General features: G+C 65.4%; 21 protein-coding genes and 2 tRNA genes. 3 read left to right on the top strand and 20 right to left on the bottom strand.

Annotated elements, in window-relative coordinates:
• Position 1: 1 nt before the first annotated feature.
• The 20 genes from ACVPT3_RS09125 to ACVPT3_RS09220 form a co-directional block, all read right to left on the bottom strand.
• Positions 2-766 (bottom strand): biotin--[acetyl-CoA-carboxylase] ligase, encoded by a 765-nt coding sequence (locus ACVPT3_RS09125; protein WP_492040602.1) that lies wholly within the window; start codon positions 764-766, stop codon positions 2-4.
• A gap of 4 nt (positions 767-770) precedes the next feature.
• Complete coding sequence (gene nuoN / locus ACVPT3_RS09130; RefSeq protein ID WP_492040603.1) at positions 771-2,213, bottom strand: NADH-quinone oxidoreductase subunit NuoN; 1,443 nt, start codon at positions 2,211-2,213, stop codon at positions 771-773.
• Between the two features lie 8 nt (positions 2,214-2,221).
• Positions 2,222-3,706 carry an NADH-quinone oxidoreductase subunit M gene (locus ACVPT3_RS09135; protein ID WP_492040604.1) on the bottom strand — a complete coding sequence of 495 codons (1,485 nt, stop codon included), beginning with the start codon at positions 3,704-3,706 and terminating at the stop codon, positions 2,222-2,224.
• A gap of 4 nt (positions 3,707-3,710) precedes the next feature.
• The gene (gene nuoL / locus ACVPT3_RS09140; RefSeq protein WP_492040605.1) at positions 3,711-5,804 is read right to left on the bottom strand and encodes an NADH-quinone oxidoreductase subunit L; all 2,094 of its coding nucleotides are present in this window, start codon (positions 5,802-5,804) and stop codon (positions 3,711-3,713) included.
• A gap of 2 nt (positions 5,805-5,806) precedes the next feature.
• Complete coding sequence (gene nuoK / locus ACVPT3_RS09145; RefSeq protein ID WP_008264046.1) at positions 5,807-6,115, bottom strand: NADH-quinone oxidoreductase subunit NuoK; 309 nt, start codon at positions 6,113-6,115, stop codon at positions 5,807-5,809.
• Complete coding sequence (locus tag ACVPT3_RS09150; protein ID WP_492040606.1) at positions 6,115-6,741, bottom strand: NADH-quinone oxidoreductase subunit J; 627 nt, start codon at positions 6,739-6,741, stop codon at positions 6,115-6,117. Before ACVPT3_RS09150 ends, nuoK begins: the two co-directional genes overlap by 1 nt.
• Before the next feature lie 72 nt (positions 6,742-6,813).
• Positions 6,814-7,305 (bottom strand): NADH-quinone oxidoreductase subunit NuoI, encoded by a 492-nt coding sequence (gene nuoI, locus ACVPT3_RS09155; RefSeq protein WP_183195166.1) that lies wholly within the window; start codon positions 7,303-7,305, stop codon positions 6,814-6,816.
• Positions 7,305-7,517: a hypothetical protein gene (locus ACVPT3_RS09160; RefSeq protein ID WP_492040607.1), complete on the bottom strand. Its 213-nt coding sequence runs from the start codon at positions 7,515-7,517 to the stop codon at positions 7,305-7,307. The genes nuoI and ACVPT3_RS09160 overlap by 1 nt, the downstream gene beginning before the upstream one ends.
• Positions 7,514-7,747: a hypothetical protein gene (locus ACVPT3_RS09165; protein ID WP_492040608.1), complete on the bottom strand. Its 234-nt coding sequence runs from the start codon at positions 7,745-7,747 to the stop codon at positions 7,514-7,516. The genes ACVPT3_RS09160 and ACVPT3_RS09165 overlap by 4 nt, the downstream gene beginning before the upstream one ends.
• A complete protein-coding gene (gene nuoH / locus ACVPT3_RS09170; RefSeq protein WP_492040609.1) occupies positions 7,748-8,827 on the bottom strand; it encodes an NADH-quinone oxidoreductase subunit NuoH in 1,080 nt (359 codons plus the stop codon).
• Positions 8,828-8,830: 3 nt separating this feature from the next.
• Positions 8,831-10,876: an NADH-quinone oxidoreductase subunit NuoG gene (gene nuoG / locus ACVPT3_RS09175; protein WP_492040610.1), complete on the bottom strand. Its 2,046-nt coding sequence runs from the start codon at positions 10,874-10,876 to the stop codon at positions 8,831-8,833.
• Entirely contained in the window at positions 10,876-11,112 is a 237-nt protein-coding gene (locus ACVPT3_RS09180; RefSeq protein WP_492040611.1) for a hypothetical protein, read from the bottom strand. The genes nuoG and ACVPT3_RS09180 overlap by 1 nt, the downstream gene beginning before the upstream one ends.
• Positions 11,112-11,606 (bottom strand): hypothetical protein, encoded by a 495-nt coding sequence (locus tag ACVPT3_RS09185; RefSeq protein ID WP_492040612.1) that lies wholly within the window; start codon positions 11,604-11,606, stop codon positions 11,112-11,114. The genes ACVPT3_RS09180 and ACVPT3_RS09185 overlap by 1 nt, the downstream gene beginning before the upstream one ends.
• Positions 11,606-12,919, bottom strand: a complete 1,314-nt coding sequence (gene nuoF, locus ACVPT3_RS09190) for an NADH-quinone oxidoreductase subunit NuoF (RefSeq protein WP_183195161.1) — start codon at positions 12,917-12,919, stop codon at positions 11,606-11,608. The genes ACVPT3_RS09185 and nuoF overlap by 1 nt, the downstream gene beginning before the upstream one ends.
• A gap of 393 nt (positions 12,920-13,312) precedes the next feature.
• Positions 13,313-13,594, bottom strand: coding sequence for a hypothetical protein (locus tag ACVPT3_RS09195; protein ID WP_492040613.1), 282 nt, complete (start codon positions 13,592-13,594; stop codon positions 13,313-13,315).
• A complete protein-coding gene (gene nuoE, locus ACVPT3_RS09200) occupies positions 13,594-14,271 on the bottom strand; it encodes an NADH-quinone oxidoreductase subunit NuoE (RefSeq protein WP_492040614.1) in 678 nt (225 codons plus the stop codon). Before nuoE ends, ACVPT3_RS09195 begins: the two co-directional genes overlap by 1 nt.
• Positions 14,268-15,542 (bottom strand): NADH-quinone oxidoreductase subunit D, encoded by a 1,275-nt coding sequence (locus ACVPT3_RS09205; RefSeq protein ID WP_492040615.1) that lies wholly within the window; start codon positions 15,540-15,542, stop codon positions 14,268-14,270. The genes nuoE and ACVPT3_RS09205 overlap by 4 nt, the downstream gene beginning before the upstream one ends.
• Positions 15,542-16,171 (bottom strand): NADH-quinone oxidoreductase subunit C, encoded by a 630-nt coding sequence (locus ACVPT3_RS09210; protein WP_492040616.1) that lies wholly within the window; start codon positions 16,169-16,171, stop codon positions 15,542-15,544. Before ACVPT3_RS09210 ends, ACVPT3_RS09205 begins: the two co-directional genes overlap by 1 nt.
• The gene (locus tag ACVPT3_RS09215; protein WP_492040617.1) at positions 16,168-16,791 is read right to left on the bottom strand and encodes a NuoB/complex I 20 kDa subunit family protein; all 624 of its coding nucleotides are present in this window, start codon (positions 16,789-16,791) and stop codon (positions 16,168-16,170) included. The genes ACVPT3_RS09210 and ACVPT3_RS09215 overlap by 4 nt, the downstream gene beginning before the upstream one ends.
• Positions 16,761-17,138 carry an NADH-quinone oxidoreductase subunit A gene (locus ACVPT3_RS09220; RefSeq protein WP_492040618.1) on the bottom strand — a complete coding sequence of 126 codons (378 nt, stop codon included), beginning with the start codon at positions 17,136-17,138 and terminating at the stop codon, positions 16,761-16,763. The genes ACVPT3_RS09215 and ACVPT3_RS09220 overlap by 31 nt, the downstream gene beginning before the upstream one ends.
• A 205-nt stretch (positions 17,139-17,343) precedes the next feature.
• On the opposite strand from ACVPT3_RS09220, the gene ACVPT3_RS09225 reads away from it, so the two are divergent.
• From ACVPT3_RS09225 to ACVPT3_RS09235, 3 genes are all read left to right on the top strand, one after another.
• Positions 17,344-18,975, top strand: coding sequence for an AbgT family transporter (locus ACVPT3_RS09225; RefSeq protein WP_492040619.1), 1,632 nt, complete (start codon positions 17,344-17,346; stop codon positions 18,973-18,975).
• A gap of 95 nt (positions 18,976-19,070) precedes the next feature.
• Positions 19,071-19,147, top strand: a tRNA-Asp gene (locus tag ACVPT3_RS09230).
• Positions 19,148-19,229: 82 nt separating this feature from the next.
• Positions 19,230-19,306, top strand: a tRNA-Asp gene (locus ACVPT3_RS09235).
• The last annotated feature ends 40 nt before the right edge of the window (positions 19,307-19,346 follow it).

Genomic DNA, 19,346 nt, shown 5'->3' on the forward strand with positions numbered 1-19,346 from the left:
GTCAGGCCGCCCCTGCCAGAGATTTTTGCCCGAAGAAGACGTCGCCGGCCGAGATCAGCCGCACGGAGCCGTCGGCCAGCCGCAGTCGCAGGGCGCCGTCAGGCTCCACCCCTTCGGCCACGCCTTCCAGCGTCTCATTGTCCAGGCGGGCGACGCACGGGCCGTTCAGCCCCGTCAGGCGGCTGGTCCAGGCGTCCAGCACCGGCTCGAAGCCCAGGGTCTGCCAGCGGCCCCACCAGACGGCGAAGGTTTCGGCGAGGATCTCGGCGGCCGCCTCGACGGGCGGCGCAAAGGCGAGATCCTCCCGCAGCTTTTCAGCGATCGCCGCCGATGCGTTTTCGGTTCCCTCGGGCGCATGGGTCAGGTTCACACCGATCCCGACGGCGAGCCAAAGGCCTCCGGACGCGTGTGCGCCGCTTTCCACCAGGATGCCGCACGCCTTGCGACCGTCCAGCAGGACGTCGTTCGGCCATTTGATCGAGACCAGGGCCGGCGAGACGAAGACGTCCAGCAGGTCGGCGACGGCCAGGGCGGCGATGAAGGTCGCCTGAGCGGCCTCGCGCGGCGACGAATGAACCCGTATCAGCAAGGTCGCGGCCAGATTGCCGGGCTTGTCCACCCAGCTTCGGCCGCGCCGGCCACGCCCCGCCGTCTGGCGGCGCGCGATGATCCACTTCGGGCCGACCTCGCCCGCCTCCGCCAGCCGGCGGGCTTCCGACAGCGTCGAATCGATCTCGTCGAGGATGACCAGAGGCGCGGGCGTCAACGCCCTAACCGTTCCCGAAGCCGGCGCTCGCAACCTTGGTCAGCGGCTCCAGCCAGGTCAGACCGACGATCACCAGCGGGAAGGCGAAGGCGGCGCAGGCCCAGCCGATGATGCTGGTTTCCGGCGAGGACTTGTCCATCTGGATGTCGTCGACGGGTGCGTCGAACCACATCAGCTTGATGATGCGCAGATAATAGAAGGCGGCGACGACCGAGGCGACCAGACCGGCGGCGGCGACCGGCCACAGACCGGCGTCGGCGGCCGCGCCGAAGACATAATATTTGCCCCAGAAGCCCGAGAACGGCGGCATGCCCAGCACCGACAGCGACAGTATGGTCAGGGCCACGGCCGTGACCGGACGGTCCTTCTTCAGACCCGCCAGATCGGCGATGCGACGGATCGGACGGCCCGACTTGGACAGGCTGAGCAGGATGGCGAAGAAGCCGAGCTGGTCGATGACATACAGGGTCATGAACATCAGCATGGCCTGCAGGCCTTCGCTGGTGCCGGCGGCGATGCCCAGCAGGGCGTAGCCGATGTTGGCGATCGACGAATAGGCCAGCAGGCGCTGGATGTCCTTCTGCGCCAGACCGCCGAAGGCGCCGACGACGAAGCTGAGCAGGGAGATGGCGACCAGGACCTGCGACCACTGGGCGTGGGCCTCGCTGAAGCCGCCCTCCAGGGCACGGGCGATCAAGACCATGGCGGCGACCTTGGGCGCCGTGGCGAACAGGGCCACGACCGGCGTCGGCGCGCCCTCATAGACGTCGGGCGTCCACATGTGGAACGGCGCGGCCGAGACCTTGAACGCCAGGCCGCAGATCAGGAAGACCAGACCGAAGACCAGGCCGGGGCCCGGGTTGTTCTGGGCGAAGGCGGCGATATCCTCGAACCGCATCGAACCGGCGAAACCGTAGATCAGGCTGGAGCCGTACAGCAGCAGGCCCGACGACAGGGCGCCCAGGACGAAATATTTCAGGCCCGCTTCCGACGCCTTGACGTCGTCGCGGTGGAAGGCCGCCAGGACGTACAGAGCCAGCGAGTGCAACTCGATGCCGACATACATGGAGATCAGGTCGCCCGAGGACGCCATCATCCCCATGCCGACCGAGGCCAGCACGATCAGGACCGGATATTCGAACTTGGCGATGTGCGTGCGCTTCATCCAGCCGTCGCCCAGCACGATGGCCACGGCGGCGGACAGATAGATGACGCTCTTGCCGTAGATGGCCAACGGATCGGCCACATAGGCGCCGTTGAAGGCGACGCCCCACGGTCCCATGAAGGCGATGACGGCGGCGGCGATCAGCAGCAGGACCGACAGGATGGACACCAGCCGGGCGCTCTTGTCGCCGATGAAGGCGCCGACCATCAGCAGGACCAGGGCGCCGACCGCAAGGGTCAGCTCCGAGGCGGCGAGGTGCAGGGCGGAGGACAGGTCAGGCATGTTTGGTCTCACCCGCCGATCGCAACGCGATAGGCATTGGTCAGGGCCTCGACGGCGGGCCCGGTGTAATCGAGGACGGCGGCCGGATGGACGCCCAGCCACAGGGTGCCGAGGATCAGCGGCACGAACAGCGCAAGCTCACGCTTGTCGATGTCGGCGATGGTCATCAGCTTCGGATTGGTGATCTCGCCGAACATGACCGAACGATACAGGGTCAGGGCGTAGACGGCCGAGAAGATGACGCCCGAGGCCGCCACCAGAGCCGCCCAGGTCGAGGCCTGATAGGCGCCCGTCATGGTCAGAACTTCGCCGATGAAGCCCGAGGTGCCCGGCAGGCCGACGTTGGCCATGGTGAACATCAGGAAGATGGCGGCGAACCAGGGCATGCGCGAGGTCAGGCCGCCGTAGAAGGCGATCTCACGCGTATGCATCCGGTCGTAGACCACGCCGACGCACAGGAACAGCGCGCCCGATATCAGGCCGTGGCTGATCATCTGGAACACCGCGCCCTGCATGCCCTGGTCGTTGCCGGCGAAGATGCCCAGGGTGACGAAGCCCATGTGGGCGACCGACGAATAGGCGATCAGCTTCTTGATGTCCGTCTGACGCCAGGCGACCAGCGAGGTGTAGACGATGGCGATCACCGACAGGGTGAAGACCAGCGGGCGGAACATCTCGGACGCGACCGGGAACATGGGCACGTTGAACAGGATGAAGCCGTATCCGCCCAGTTTCAGCAGAATGCCGGCCAGGATGACCGAGCCAGCCGTCGGCGCCTGAACGTGGGCGTCGGGCAGCCAGGTGTGGACCGGCCACATCGGCATCTTCACCGCGAAGGAGGCGAAGAAGGCCAGCCACAACAGGGGCTGAACCGCCGGATCGAAGGCGTATTGCTTCAGCTCGGGGATGCTGGTGGTGCCGGCGGTGTGCGACATCCACAGCATGGCCAGCAGCATCAGCACCGATCCGAGCAGGGTGTAGAGGAAGAACTTGTAGGCCGCGTAGATCCGGTTGGCGCCGCCCCAGATGCCGATGATCAGGAACATCGGCACCAGAGTGCCTTCGAAGAAGATGTAGAAGAGATAGAGGTCCAGCGCCGTGAAGACGCCGATGACCAGGGTCTCCAGCACCAGGAAGGCGATCATATATTCGACGACGCGCGTCTCGATCGATTTCCAGCTGGCCAGGATGCAGATCGGCATCAGGAAGGCCGTCAGCAGGACGAACAGGATCGAGATCCCGTCGACGCCCAGATGATAGCTGGCCCCGGCGAACCAGGGGACCATTTCAACGAACTGATAGCTGACGTTCGACGGGTCGAAACCGGCGACCAGCACGACCGACACGCCCAGCACGACCAGGGTCGTCAGAAGGGCGATCCAGCGCGCGGCCGGGGCGGCGGCGTCCTGGGACTTGGTCGCCAGCCGGGCGAGGAAGATCGCCAGGGCGCCGACCAGCGGCAGGAATGTAACGAGGCTCAGGATGTAGGGCACGGGCTCAGACTCCCCACGCGAAGATGGCGAAGGTGAGCAGACCGGCCACCCCGAGCAGCATCACGAAGGCATAGTAATAGAGGAAACCAGACTGGAACTTCGACAGCCAGCCGGCCGATTTCAGCGAGGCCCAGGCGGCGCCGTTGGGGCCGAGGCCGTCGATGATCTTCACGTCGAAGATCTTCCAGAAGGCGTCGCCGATGGCCTTGAAGCCGCGCACGAAGACGAAGTCGTACAGCTCGTCGAAATACCACTTGTTGTAGAGGAAGCGGTAGATCGCCCCGTCCCGCTCGGCCATGCGACGGCCCATGCCCTCGCGAGCGACATAGATCCAGCAGGCGAAAGCCGTGCCGGTCAGGGTCAAGATCAGCGGCGACCACTTCACCCAGGTCGGGACGTCGTGGCTCTCGTGGAGCACATGGTTGTGCTCGCCGGTGAAGATGGCCCCGCGCCAGAACTCGTGCTCGTGGTGGCCGATGAAGTGCGGCGCGAACACGAAGCCCGCGGCGACGGCGCCGACCGACAGCAGGATCAACGGCACCAGCATGACCCAGGGGCTCTCATGCGGGTGCAGCGGACCGTGGTGGCCGTGGTCGTCGTGCGCATGGTCGTCATGAGCGTGCGAATCCGCGACCGGCTCGGAATGGGTTTCCAGCTGGGCGTGCGAAGCATGATCGTCTTCATGATGGGCGTCGCCCTCTTCCTTCCACACCGGCTTGTTGTGGAAGGTCATGAAGATCAGACGCCAGGAATAGTAGGCCGTCAGACCGGCGGCGATCAGGCCGATGCAGAAGGCGAACATGCCGACCGCCGAATGACCCGAGGCCGCCGAGGCGAAGGCGCTCTCGATGATCGAGTCCTTCGAATAGAAGCCGGCGAAGCCGCCGACGCCGGGGATGCCCAGGCCGGTGATGGCGATGGTGCCTATAGTCATGACGGCATAGGTGATCGGCAGCAGCTTCCACAGCCCACCCATCTTCCGCATGTCCTGCTCATGGTGCATCCCGTGGATCACCGAACCGGCGCCCAGGAACAGCAGGGCCTTGAAGAAGGCGTGGGTGAACAGGTGGAACATGGCCGCCTGATAGGCGCCGACGCCCGCCGCAAAGAACATGTAGCCCAGCTGCGAACAGGTCGAATAGGCGATGACCCGCTTGATGTCGTTCTGGGTCAGGCCGACCGTGGCAGCGAACAGGGCCGTTATCGCGCCGATGATGGCGATGATCTGCGACGCGCCGGGGGCGTACTCATAGATGGGCGACAGCAGGCAGACCATATAGACGCCCGCCGTCACCATGGTGGCGGCGTGGATCAGGGCCGAGACCGGGGTCGGACCTTCCATCGCGTCCGGCAGCCAGGTGTGCAGGAAGAACTGGGCCGACTTGCCCATGGCGCCGATGAACAGCAGGAAGCCGGCCAGATCCAGCGCGGACCACTGGACGCCCAGGAACTCCCAGGTCGCGCCGGCCTTGGTGGCGACCAGCGGGAACAGTTCCGAGAACTCGATCGTCCCGTACATCCAGAAGATGGTGATGATGCCCAGGACGAAGCCGAAGTCGCCGACGCGGTTGACGACGAAGGCCTTGATGGCGGCGGCGCTGGCGGTCGGTTTCTTGAACCAGAAGCCGATCAGCAGATAGGAGGCCAGACCCACGCCTTCCCAGCCGAAGAAGATCTGCATGAAGTCGGCGGCCGTCACCAGCGCCAGCATCATGAAGGTGAACAGGGACAGGTAGGCGAAGAAGCGCGGCCGGCTGTCGTCCTCGGACATGTAGCCCCAGGAATACAGGTGAACCAGCGACGAGACGCTGGTGACCACGATCAGCATGGTCGCCGACAAGGCGTCGATGCGGATCGACCAGGCCGACTGGAAGTCGCCCACATTGATGAAGGGCGCCAGCCGGATGGTGAAGGGCTCCAGATGGCCCCAGGTCCACTGGCCGAACACCGTCCAGGCGACGGCGCACGAGAAGAACAGCAGACCGGTCGTGATGGTCTGCGACGGGATATTGCCGATGCGGCGGCCGAACAGGCCGGCGACGGTCGCGCCCAGCAGCGGGGCGAAGATCCCGAGAATGATCAGGGTGTGGAGGTTCACGCTCAGCCCTTCATCACGGAGGCGTCGTCGACGGCGATGTCGCCGCGGTTACGGAAGAAGGTCACCAGGATGGCCAGGCCGACGGCGGCCTCGGCTGCGGCGACGGTCAGGACGAACATGGCCATGATCTGCCCGCTGATGTCGTTCAGATAGGTCGAGAAGGCGACGAAGTTGATGTTCACGGCCAGCAGGATCAGCTCGATCGACATCAGGATGATGATGACGTTCTTGCGGTTCACGAAGATGCCGAAGACCCCGATGGTGAACAGGATCGCCGCCACGCTGAGATAATGGATGAGACCGATGTCCATCAGAGAAGCTCCTCGGGCGAGACGCCCTGCCCGGTCTGAACCGACTTGATCTCCATCGCCTTGGCGGCGGAGCGGTTGACCTGGCTCGAAATGTCCTGGCGCTTGATATGCGGCTTGTGGCGCAGGGTCAGGGTGATTGCCCCGATCATGGCGATCAGCAGCACGATGCCGGCGGCCTGGAAGAAGTAGATATAGTCGGTGTAGAGCACCCGGCCGATGGCCTCGACATTGCTCATGTCGGGATCGGGCGCGCCGGGTCCGGTCAGGCCGGCGGTCGCGCCGCCCTGGATCACCGCGCTGGACACCACGATCATCTCGGCCAGCAGGACGGCGGCGACGACGCCGCCGATCGGCAGATATTTGGCGTAGCCTTCGCGCAGCTTCAGGAAGTCGACGTCCAGCATCATGACGACGAACAGGAACAGCACCGCCACGGCGCCGACGTAGACGACGACCAGCAGCATGGCCAGAAACTCGGCCCCCAGCAGCACGAACAGACCCGCCGCCGAGAAGAAGGCCAGGATCAACCAAAGCACGCTGTGCACCGGATTGCGCGCGGTCACGACCAGAAGGCCGGACACCACGGCGGTCGCCGCCAGCAGATAGAAGGCAATGCCTTGCAGCATGTCGGGACGAAGCCCCTTTCGTCTCGGCCGCGACCCCCGTTTGGGAATCGCCGACCCGTTAGCGTGAGCGCCTTAGCGGTAAGGCGCGTCGAGTTCCAGATTCTTGGCGATCTGCCGTTCCCAGCGATCCCCGTTGTCGAGCAGTCGGGCCTTGTCGAACAGCAGCTCTTCGCGCGTTTCGACGGCGTATTCGGAGTTCGGCCCTTCGACGATGGCGTCCACCGGGCAGGCCTCCTGGCACAGGCCGCAGTAGATGCATTTGACCATGTCGATGTCGTACCGGGTCGTGCGGCGGCTACCGTCGGCGCGCGGTTCGGCCTCGATGGTGATGGCCTGGGCGGGGCAGATGGCCTCGCACAGCTTGCAGGCGATGCACCGCTCCTCGCCGTTGGCGTAGCGACGCAGGGCGTGCTCGCCGCGGAAGCGCGGCGACTGCGGGTTCCGCTCGAACGGATAGTTCACGGTCGCCTTGGGGCGAGCCATGTACTTCAGGGTCAGGCCGATGGCGCCGATGGCGTCGAGCATCATCGCGCCCTTTGCGGCCTGGGCGATACGAGTGAACATCAGAAGCGATCCTCTGGCGCCGGGGCGCCGTTGGTTGAAGTCTTGGTCGGTGCGGCCTGGGAAGCGGCCTTGGCTTGGGCGTCGCGCCATTCCCGCTCGATGCGTTCCTGGCGGCGTTCCCACTGATAGCCGGACTCGGGCATGCGCGTATCGGGGGCGCAGGCCGTAATCATAGGTGCGAGGATCAGCAGTAGAGGGGTCAGGCGATTCATGCCCCGCCTCCCCGCAGCACGCCCTTGCAGTCCATCGTCTTATAGCGCGGGTCGTCCCGGCTCATCATCCGGCACAGGTTGACCCGTTCGCCGCCGCGACGCGTGTCATCCTCGCGCCGCTCCATCGACGCGACCGGATCGGTCGGCGCCGGAGCAGCGATGGGCGCGAAGGTGCAGGCGACGAGGCCCCACGATGCGACCAGGGCCAGGATGACGGCGCGTGGGTTCATCTACGCACCCACCGCGAAGACGCGCCAGGCGGCGGTGATGACCACGGCCACCAGCGAGGCGGGCAGGAAGACCTTCCAGCCCAGGCGCATCAGCTGGTCATAGCGGTAGCGTGGCACAAAGGCCTTCACCAGGGCGATGGCCAGGAACCAGAACACGGTCTTGGTGACGAAGGTCAGCAGATAGATGGTGTAGGCGATCCAGGCCGGAAGATCGTCCAGCGTCTCCTGCGACAGGAAGCCGGGGTTCCAGCCGCCGAAGAACAGGATGCTCATCATCGCCGACATGAAGACGATGTTGACGTACTCGCCCATCATGAACAGCAGATAGGTGGTCGAGCTGTATTCGACCTGATAGCCGGCCACGAGCTCGGATTCCGCTTCCGGCAGGTCGAAAGGCGGGCGGTTGGTTTCCGCCAGGGCCGAAACGAAGAAGACGATCGACATCGGGAACAGGATCAGGATCAGGGGCCAGGTGCCCTGTCCGCCGCCGAAGGCGTACCAGTTCCAGAAATAGCCGCTCTGACCTTCGACGATCTGCGACAGGTTCATCGTGCCGGCCAGCAGGATCACATTGATGATGATCAGGCCCAGCGAGACTTCATAGGACACCATCTGCGCCGCCGACCGCAGCGAGCCCAGGAACGGATACTTCGAGTTCGAAGCCCAGCCGCCCATGATGATGCCGTACACGCCCAGCGACGAGACCGCGAAGATGTACAGGATGCCGACGTTCAGGTCGGAAACCACCCAGCCCGGCGCGAACGGGATCACCGCCCAGGCCATGAAGGCCAGGATGACGGTGATGATCGGCGCCAGGATGAAGACCGCCTTGTCCGCGCCGGAGGGGATGACCACCTCCTTCAGCACGAACTTCAGCATGTCGGCGAAGGACTGCAGCAGACCGAAGGGGCCGACCACGTTCGGGCCCTTGCGCATCTGCACCGAGGCCCAGACCTTGCGGTCGGCCAGCAGCAGGAAGGCCACGGCGATCAGCACGCCGACCGTGATCAGCAGGATCTGACCGACCGTGATCAGCGTCCAGCCGCCCGGCGTAGCCCAGAAAGAAGTAGCAGCGTCCATGACTTACTCCGCCGCCATCGCGACCGGGGCGATCCGCAGGGCGGACAGCTCGGCCATGGTCGCGCTGGCGCGCGCGATCGGGTTGGAAAGATAGGGGTCCGTAATCGCCGAGACGAAGACCCGGTCGCCCAGGTCGCCCTTGACGCCCAGCTTGGACGGATCGAAGGCGGCCGGCGCAGGCAGATAGTCGATCCGGCCGAAGGTCGGATGATCGGCCATCAGCTTGGCGCGCAGCTGGTCCAGGGTGTCGTACGGCAGGGTCTGGTCGACACGGGCGGACAGGGCGCGGATGATGGCCCAGTCTTCCTTGGCCTCGCCCTTGGGGAAGACGACGCGTTCGGCCATCTGCACCCGGCCCTCGGTGTTGACGTACAGGCCCGACTTCTCGGTATAGGCCGCGCCCGGCAGGATGACGTCGGCGCCGTGCGCGCCACGGTCGCCGTGGCTGCCCAGATAGACGCGGAAGGCGTTCGACCCGGTCGGATCGACCTCGTCGGCGCCCAGCAGGAACAGCACGTCCAGCTCGCCCGGCTTCAGCATGTCCGCTGCCGTGAGACCGCCCTCGGCCGGTACAAAGCCCATGTCCAGACCGCCGACGCGCGCAGCGGCGTGGTGCAGGACGTTGAAGCCGTTCCAGCCCTCGCCGATGACGCCGACCTTCTTGGCCAGGGCGCCCAGGGCGTTCAGGACGGCCGCGCCGCCCTCCCCGTTCAGCGCGCCGGAACCGACGATGATCGCCGGACGCTCGGCCTTGGTCAGGAAGTCCATCGCCGACTTCGGCAGCTTGGCCAGGGTCTTCGACCCGGCGCCCAGATAGGCGTAGTCGAAGGTCAGGTCGGCCTGTTCGCCGATGACGCCGATCTCGACGCCGCCCTTGATCCAGCTCTTGCGCAGGCGGGCGTTCAGCAGCGGCGCCTCGACGCGCGGGTTGACGCCCAAGATCAGGATGGCGTCAGCCTTTTCAATGCCTTCGAGGCCGGAGTTGAACAGCCAGCTCTCGCGCGGGCCATAGCCCAGGGCGGCGCCGTCCTGGCGGCAATCGGTGTTCTTGGAGCCCAGGGCGCGGAACAGGTCCAGGGTCGCCTTCATCGACTCGGCGTCCTGCAGGTCGCCGGCGATCACGCCGATGCGGTCGGCCGAGGCGGCCTTCAGCTTGGCGGCGACGGCGTCCAGGGCCTCGTTCCACGACGCGGCGCGCAGCTTGCCGTTCTCGCGGATCCACGGGCGGTCCAGGCGGCGCGCGGTCAGGCCGTCGACGACATAGCGGCTCTTGTCCGACAGCCACTCCTCGTTGATGCCCTCGTTCACGCGGGGCAGAACCCGCATCACCTCGGAGCCGCGGAAGTCGGCGCGGATGTTCGAGCCCAGGGCGTCCATGACGTCGATGGTCTCGGTCTTCTTCAGTTCCCACGGACGATAGTGGTACTGCCAGGGCCGGTGCGTCAGGGCGCCGACCGGGCACAGGTCATTGACATTACCCGACAGTTCGGACGCGACCGACTTCTCCAGATAGGTGGTGATCTCGGCGTCTTCGCCGCGCGAGATCATGCCGATGTCCGGCACGCCTGCGACCTCGGTGATGAAGCGGACGCAACGGGTGCACTGGATGCACCGCGTCATGAAGGTCTTGATCGTCGGACCCATGTTCTTTTCTTCGACCGCGCGCTTGTTCTCGGCATAGCGAGACCCGTCGCGGCCATAGGCCATGGACTGGTCCTGCAGATCGCACTCGCCGCCCTGGTCACAGATCGGGCAATCCAGCGGGTGGTTGATCAGCAGGAATTCCATCACGCCTTCCCGGGCCTTCTTGACCATCGGGGTGTCGGTGAAGATTTCCTGACCTTCGGCGGCCGGAAGCGCGCACGAAGCCTGGGGCTTCGGCGGCCCAGGCTTCACCTCGACCAGGCACATGCGGCAGTTGCCGGCGATGGACAGGCGCTCGTGATAGCAGAAGCGCGGGATTTCCTGCCCGGCGCGCTCGGCGACCTGGAGCACGGTCATCCCGGGCTCGAACTCGACTTCGACGCCGTTGACCTTGGCGATGGGCATTATTCTCGAACTCCGCCGTAAGGGCTGTCTACCAGGGTCAGACGTGTCTCGACCCGTTCGATACGTTGATCCAGGCGACGATTGACGCCTGCAAGGCCTTCCTCGACGTGGGTGGTGCGGACCTTCAGGTCGTGCATGTCCTCGCCGAGCCGATCCATCTTGGTTTCCATCGACGTCAGCCGTCCTTCGACGCGACGCAGGATCTGGAGAACGAGGTTGTCGGGTTCATCCGCCATCACCGCGCCTCCTCTTCTGCGGGAACGGCCAGTTCGGCCTGTTCCGTCGTCCCGTCCGGGAGGGTCTGGGTGACGGTGATCGCCTGGCCGTCCATGACGTAGCGAATCACCGGATCATCCGCCTGGTTCATCCAGCGAACGAGCGTGGCGTCAGGCAGATCGAGCGGTTTCCACACGATCAGGTCTTTCTCGACCCGGCAGTCGGCGCGCATCCGGCCGCCGTCGACCGGAGCACGCCACGAAGCGTGGACCACCCCGCCGTCGACGCCGTCGACGTCGATCGCCATCGGCGGCTGACCGTGGACCGCAGCCAGACCGGCGCGGCAGACGCGGCGCAGGTCGGCGGGGGTCAGAACTTCTGGCGCCGTCTGCACGGCGTCGGAGGGCTTGGCTGCGGCCGCAACCTTTTCCGCAGGCGTGGGCGCAGCTTCACGCTCGCCGCAGGCGGCGAGTGCGAAAGCTCCGATCACGATGGCGGACCAGCGGTGCATCATTACTCCGCCGCGATCGCGTGGCCGGCGAAGTTCGCGCGGCGGCTGCGGTAGTTGGCGATACGCTCTTCGATCTCGTGGCGGAAGTGACGGATCAGGCCCTGAACCGGCCAGGCGGCCGCGTCGCCCAGGGCGCAGATGGTGTGGCCTTCGACCTGACCGGCGACGTCCAGCAGCAGGTCGATTTCCGACGGATCGGCCTCGCCCACCGACATCCGCTCCAGCACGCGCCACATCCAGCCGGTGCCCTCACGGCACGGCGTGCACTGGCCGCAGCTCTCGTGCTTGTAGAAATAGCTGATGCGGGCGATGGCCTTCACCAGGTCGGTGGAGTTGTCCATCACGATGACGGCGGCGGTGCCGAGGCCCGAACGCATTTCGCGCAAGGAGTCGAAGTCCATCAGCGCCGTCTCGGACATTTCGCGCGTGATCAGCGGCACGGACGAACCGCCCGGAATGATGGCCTTCAGATTGTCCCAGCCGCCGCGCACGCCGCCGCAGTGTTCTTCCAGCAGCTGCCGCAGCGGGATCGACATGGCCTCTTCGACCACGCAGGGCGCGTTTACATGGCCCGAGATGGCCATCAGCTTGGTGCCGGTGTTGTTCGGACGACCAAAGCCCGCGAACCAGCCGGCGCCGCGACGCAGGATGGTGCCGACGACGGCGATCGACTCGACGTTGTTCACCGTGGTGGGGCAGCCGTACAGGCCTGCGCCGGCCGGGAACGGCGGCTTCAGACGGGGTTGGCCCTTCTTGCCTTCCAGGGATTCCAGCAGGGCGGTCTCTTCGCCGCAGATATAGGCGCCGGCGCCGTGGTGGATATAGACGTCGAAGTCCCAGCCGTGGACGTTGTCCTTGCCGATCAGCTTGGCCTCATAGGCCTGCTTGACCGCCGCCTCCATCCGCTCACGTTCCAGCACATATTCGCCGCGCAAATAGATGTAGCAGGCGTGGGCCTGCATGGCGAAGGAGGCGATCAGGCAGCCTTCGATCAGCAGCTGGGGATCATGACGCATGATCTCCCGGTCCTTGCAGGTGCCCGGCTCGGATTCGTCGGCGTTGACGACCAGATAGTGAGGACGATCCTTCACTTCCTTGGGCATGAAGGACCACTTCAGCCCGGTCGAGAAACCGGCGCCGCCACGGCCGCGCAGGCCCGACGCCTTGACGTTGTTGATGATCCAGTCGCGGCCAAGGTCCAGCATGTCCTTGGTGGCGTTCCAGGCGCCGCGCGTCTTCGCCCCGTCCAGCGTCCAGTCCTGGAAGCCGTACAGGTTGGTGAAGATCCGGTCCTTGTCTTCGAGAATGCCGACCATCAGGCTGCTCCTCCGTCTACGCCGACGGGGGGGACCGAGAGCGGACTGGCGTTCGAGGCCCAGATCGCGTTGGCCGGGAGGCGGCTGACGCGGTTCAGGGCTGGGGTTGTTACGCGGTTCGGAAGCATCAGCAGGACCGGGTGAAGGCGTAGAGGACGCGGTCGCGGGGGCGACCGAAGGGGATGTTGGCGGGGTTTGCGCCGATACGGGCCCAGCGCTCAGCGACAGACTGGCCGCGCCGGCCAGATTGACCAGCAATCGGCCCGTCCCGGCGGGGCTCCACCCGCCTCGGCCGCGCTTGGGCGCGCGGCGCCCTGCCCGTTTCTGATCCATCGACATGGCGCCCCCCGGCACGCTGCATCGAATTCATGGAACCATAATAGATCGACGCCGTCATGACGTTGCGCCTTCCAACTCGCGCATCCGGCGTTTGTGATGCCGATTGCGGGTGTAGATGGCGCCGATGACGCAGGCCCAGCCGAAACCGAGCATGACGTAGGACAGGGTGAAGGCCCATTCGCCCAGACCCGGCGTCCCCTGACGGGTCAGCAGGATCAGCATGGCCGCGCCGACCACGAGCGCGAGCCCGCCCGCGCGCAGGGGGCGCGCGACCTGGCGCAGCTCCTTGCGGTATGCGGCGCGGCCTTCGTCGCTGTCGAGGTCGGGTCCTGGCATCAGGCCGGAGCCTTCTCGACCGGCGCCGGATCGCTGTTGGGCAGCTTCTTGATCGGCTTGGCGGCCGAACCGTCATACAGTTTCGGATCCAGCAGGGTCTTGGCCCCGCCGACCGGCTCGGACGTCGCGCGGCCCTGATAGGAGCCCGGCTTGGGCGTTTTACCGGCGGCGAAGTCGTCGATGATCTGGCCGATGGTTTCTGGCGTCAGGTCTTCGAAATAATAGTCGTTGATCTGGGCCATGGGCGCGTTCGAACAGGCGCCCAGGCATTCGACTTCCTGCCAGGTGAAGCGACCGTCGGCGGACAGATGGTCCTTGGGACCGATCTTATCCTTGCAGACCTTCATCAGCTCATTGGCGCCGCGCAGCATGCACGGGGTGGTGCCGCACACCTGGATCAGGGCGGTCTTGCCGACCGGCTCCAGCATGAACATGGTGTAGAAGGTCGCGACCTCCAGCACCCGGATGAAGGGCATGCCCAGCAGTTCGCCGATGGCGCGGATGGCGGGTTCGGAGACCCAGCCTTCCTGTTTCTGGACCAGCCACAGGATCGGGATCACCGCCGACTGGCGGCGAGCCTCGGGGTATTTCTTGATCCACCATTCGGCCTTGGCCTTGGTGTCCTTCGAGAAGGCGAAGGAGGCCGGTTGTTCCTTGGCGAGACGACGAACGCTCATCGGTCCACTTCTCCGAAAACGATGTCGAGCGAGCCCAGAATGGCGGAGACGTCGGCCAGTTGGTGGCCGCGGTTCATCCAGTCCATCGCCTGCAGGTGACGGAAGCCCGGCGCCGAGATCTTGACGCGATAGGGTTTGTTGGTGCCGTCCGACACCAGATAGATGCCGAACTCGCCCTTGGGCGCTTCGACCGAGGCATAGACCTCGCCCTCGGGCGTCTTGAAGCCCTCGGTGTACAGCTTGAAGTGATGGATCAGGGATTCCATCGACCGCTTCATCTCGCCGCGACGCGGCGGAACGATCTTGTTGTCCTCGATCATGACCGGCTCGCCGGGGCAGTTGCGCAGCTTGTGGATGCACTGCTCCATGATCCGCACCGACTGCTTCATCTCCTCGATGCGGCAGAGGTAACGATCCCAGCAGTCGCCGTTCTTGCCGACTGGAATATCGAACTCCAGCTCGGCATAGCACTCATACGGCTGCGACTTGCGCAGGTCCCAGGCGATGTCCGAGCCGCGCAGCATGACGCCGGTGAAGCCCCAGGCCAGGGCCTGTTCCTTGGACACGACGCCGATATCGACGTTGCGCTGCTTGAAGATGCGGTTCTCTGTGACCAGGCTCTCGATATCAGCCAGAGCCTTGGGGAACTCCAGGCACCAGCGACCGATGTCGTCGATCAGGTCCATCGGCAGGTCCTGGTGGACGCCGCCGGGACGGAAATAGTTGGCGTGCAGACGGGCGCCGCAGGCGCGCTCGTAGAAGACCATCAGCTTTTCGCGCTCTTCGTGACCCCACAGCGGGGGCGTCAGGGCGCCGACGTCCATGGCCTGCATGGTCGCGTTCAGCAGGTGGTTCCCGATCCGGCCGATCTCCGAATAGAGCACGCGGATCAGCTGGGCCCGGTACGGGACCTCGATGCCCAGCAGCTTCTCGATGGCCAGGCAGAAGGCGTGCTCCTGATTCATCGGCGCGACATAGTCGAGCCGATCCAGATAGGGCACGTTCTGCAGATAGGTGCGGGCCTCCATCAGCTTTTCGGTGCCGCGGTGCAGCAGGCCGATGTGCGGATCGACGCGTTCGACGATCTCGCCGTCCAGCTCCAGCACCAGGCGCAGCACGCCGTGCGCGGCCGGGTGTTGGGGGCCGAAGTTGATGGTGAACTTGCGGTCGTCCATCGCCTTGGCGTGGTCTGTCCGGTGATCGATCGGCATGTCCTCGAAGGGATCGATGGCGCCGTTCACGGGTGCGGGTACGGGGGCTCCGTCAGCCATCAGCCCTTCACTCCTGCCTTTTCGTCGCCGGGAAGCACGGGCGCCGGATAATCGGCCCCTTCCCACGGCGACAGGAAGTCGAACGTCCGGAATTCCTGCGTCAGCTTGACGGGCTCATAGACGACCCGCTTCTGCTCTTCGTCGTAACGGACCTCGACATAGCCCGTCATCGGGAAGTCCTTGCGCAGCGGATGCCCCTCGAAGCCGTAGTCGGTCAGCAGGCGGCGCATGTCGGGGTGGCCCGAGAAGATCACGCCGTACATGTCGTAGGCTTCGCGCTCGAACCAGCCGGCCGACGGATAGACCTCGGACACGGTCGGCACGGGCTGGACCTCGTCGGTCACGACCTTGACGCGGACGCGCGCGTTCCGGGTCATCGACAGCAGATGATAGACGATCTCGAACCGCTCTTCACGATCCGGATAGTCGGCGCCGCAGAGGTCCAGCAGTTGCTGGAAGCCGAAACGGTCGCGTAGGCCGGCCATGACCTCGACGATCCGCTCTCGCGGCGCCACCAGGGTCAGCTCACCGAACGCCACCTGGGCCTCGACACCCAGGGCGCCCACCAGCTCGGCGCCCATCGGCGTCAGCGCGGCCTCGAACTGGGCCTGAACAGCCAGCGAGCTCATCGGTCGATGGTCCCCGTGCGACGAATTTTCTTCTGCAGCTGCAGCAAGCCGTACAGCAGCGCCTCCGCCGTCGGCGGGCAGCCGGGCACATAGACGTCCACCGGCACGACGCGGTCGCAACCGCGAACAACGCTGTAGCTGTAGTGGTAGTAGCCGCCGCCGTTGGCGCAGCTGCCCATGGACACGACGTAGCGCGGGTCGGGCATCTGGTCGTAGACCTTTCGGATGGCCGGGGCCATCTTGTTGGTCAGGGTGCCGGCCACGATCATCAGGTCCGAGTGACGCGGGCTGCCGCGCGGGGCCATGCCGAAGCGTTCGACGTCGAAACGCGGCATCGACATCTGGATCATCTCGACGGCGCAGCAGGCGAGACCAAAGGTCATCCACATCAGCGAGCCGGTGCGCGCCCAGGTGATGACGTCGTCCAGCGAGGCGGTCAGGAAGCCGCGCTCGCCCAGCTCCATGTTCACCGACTCGAAGAACTTGTCGTGGATCTTGGGATCGTAACCCTCGACCGTCGAGCGGGCGGCCGAATTGGCCGGAACCAGCGCGCCGGCCGAAACGCCGCCCAGCGGCGAGGAGGGTGCGACTATTCCCATTCCAGGGCTCCCTTCTTCCATTCGTAGATGAAGCCGATGGTCAGGACGCCCAGGAAGACCATCATCGACCAGAAGGCGAAGATCATTCCCGCCTGCGACAGGTCGAACATCGACACCGCCCAGGGGAAGAGGAAGGCCACTTCCAGGTCGAAGATGATGAAGAGGATCGACACCAGATAGAAGCGGACGTCGAACTTCATCCGGGCATCGTCAAAGGCGTTGAACCCGCATTCATAGGCGGACAGCTTTTCCGCGTCGGGGTTCTTGGGAGCCAGCAGCATCGGCAGGGCGATGAAAAGCACGCCGATGAAGGCGGCGACGCCGGCGAAGATCAGCACCGGCAGATATTCGAGCAGAAAAGCGTTCATTCAAAGAACCTCGGCCGCCGGGGAGAGGCGGGATTCGGCGCTTCTTAGACCCAACGTTCGCGCGGTTCAAACCCCTGCCGCGATTGGTTTTTTATTGAGAACGGATCGCAAGTCTCGGGGCCATATGTCGCAGCGCCGCCGCTTGCTGTTTCACCCCCTTCCCGGCCCTACTGCGGCCTTGAAATCGTAACCGAAAGTCATCTGGATGAGCGCGGGCAGCCGTATCCTGAACGCCGTTGAGAGAGTGGGGAATCGACTGCCCGATCCGGTCTTTCTCTTTCTGTGGCTGATCGGCGCACTGATCCTGCTCAGTCTGGTCGGGGCCGGTCTGGGATGGTCCGCCGTCAATCCCGTCACGGGAGATCGGCTGGTCGCACAAAGCCTGCTTTCGGCGGAAAACCTCGAGCGGCTGATTATCGGCATGCCTCGCACCCTGGCGGACTTCCCGCCGCTGGGGATCGTCATCACGATTATCTACGGCGCGTCAGTCGCGGAGAGGACCGGCCTGTTCGCCACAGCGATTCGCGGCGCCCTGCTGAATGCGCCGCGCGCCATACTGACCCCGGTCGTCGTGATCACGGGCATGGTGTCCCATCACGCCTCCGACGCCTCCTATGTCGTGGTGATCCCTCTGGCGGCTGTGATCTTCGCAGCGGCGGGCCGTCACCCTCTGGCGGGACTGGCGGCGGGTTTCGCCGCCGTGTCGGGGGGTTACGCCGGCAATCTGTTCCCCGGAGCCAGCGACGCCCTGATCCTGGGCATCACCGAGCCGGCCGCCCATCTGATCGACCCGTCCTATTCCGTGAACATCGCCGGCAATTGGTTCTTCATCGTGGGCGTGGTGGTCGTCTTCACGCCCATCGTCTGGTTCCTGACCGACCGGGTGATCGAGCCCCGGCTGGGTCGCTGGGCGCCTTCGGAAGGGGTCGCCGCGCCCGCCGCCTCGGAAAAACAGCCGCTCACCGTCGCAGAGAAACGCGGCCTGTCCTGGGCCGGCCTGGCGCTTGTGGGCATGATCGGCCTCTGGACCCTGATCGCCCTGCTGCCCGGTTCGCCCTTCGTGGATCCCGAGGCGGCGTCGGAACAAAGGTTCAATCCGCTGTACCGCTCTCTGGTCGCCTTCTTCGCCGTGACCTTCTTCGTTCTGGGCGGCGCCTATGGGGCGGGGTCCGGCTCGATCCAGTCCCATCGCGATCTGGTGAAGATGATGCGCGACGGCATCGCCCAGCTGGCCCCCTATATCGTGCTGGCCTTCTTCGCCGCCCATTTCGTCGCCATGTTCAACTGGTCGGGCCTGGGGCCGATCCTGGCGGTCAACGCCGCCGCAGGATTGAAGAGCCTGGCCCTGCCTGCACCGCTGCTGCTGATCTGCGTTGTCTTCGTCTCGTGCTTCTTCGACCTTTTCATCGGCTCTGCCTCGGCCAAATGGTCCGCCCTGACGCCCATCGTGGTGCCGATGTTCATGCTGCTGGGAATCTCGCCCGAGATGACGACCGCCGCCTATCGAATGGGCGATTCGGTCACCAACATCGCCACGCCGCTGATGAGCTATTTCCCGCTGATCCTGACCTTCGCCCAGCGCTGGGATCCGCGTTTCGGCCTGGGATCGCTGATGGCGACCATGTTGCCCTACGCGGGCGCCTTCCTGGTCGCCGGCCTGACCATGGTGGCGGCCTGGGTGGCCTTCGACCTGCCGGTGGGTCCAGGCGTGGGCGTTCACTACGAACCGCCCGCCCCGGCCGTCGCCGCCCAGGAGCCCTCTGCAGGCGGTCTGACAGGCCCGCACAGCCCGCCCCAGGCTGCGGCGATCCCTCCGTCCACGGCGCCGGCGCGCTAAGGTCGTCTTTCTCGGAAAAGGCCGCTTGACGCGCTGGGTCAGCCCGCCTAAACGACGCCCCTCGCCGGGGCGCACAGCCGCTTCGGCAAGGAAACGCGGGTGTAGCTCAGTTGGTTAGAGTGCCGGCCTGTCACGCCGGAGGTCGCGGGTTCGAGCCCCGTCACTCGCGCCACTCTCTCTAGAAATAGAAAGAGTGGCGCACACCGCCTTTCCTCACAAGTTTTCGAAACAACTCAAAAGTTTCGACCTGGTACGCGGGTGTAGCTCAGTTGGTTAGAGTGCCGGCCTGTCACGCCGGAGGTCGCGGGTTCGAGCCCCGTCACTCGCGCCACTTCTTCCGGTGGAGGAAGTGGCGCGCCGCCTAGGACCTT

It is taken from the genome of Brevundimonas sp. FV1ps31S, assembly GCF_058681265.1.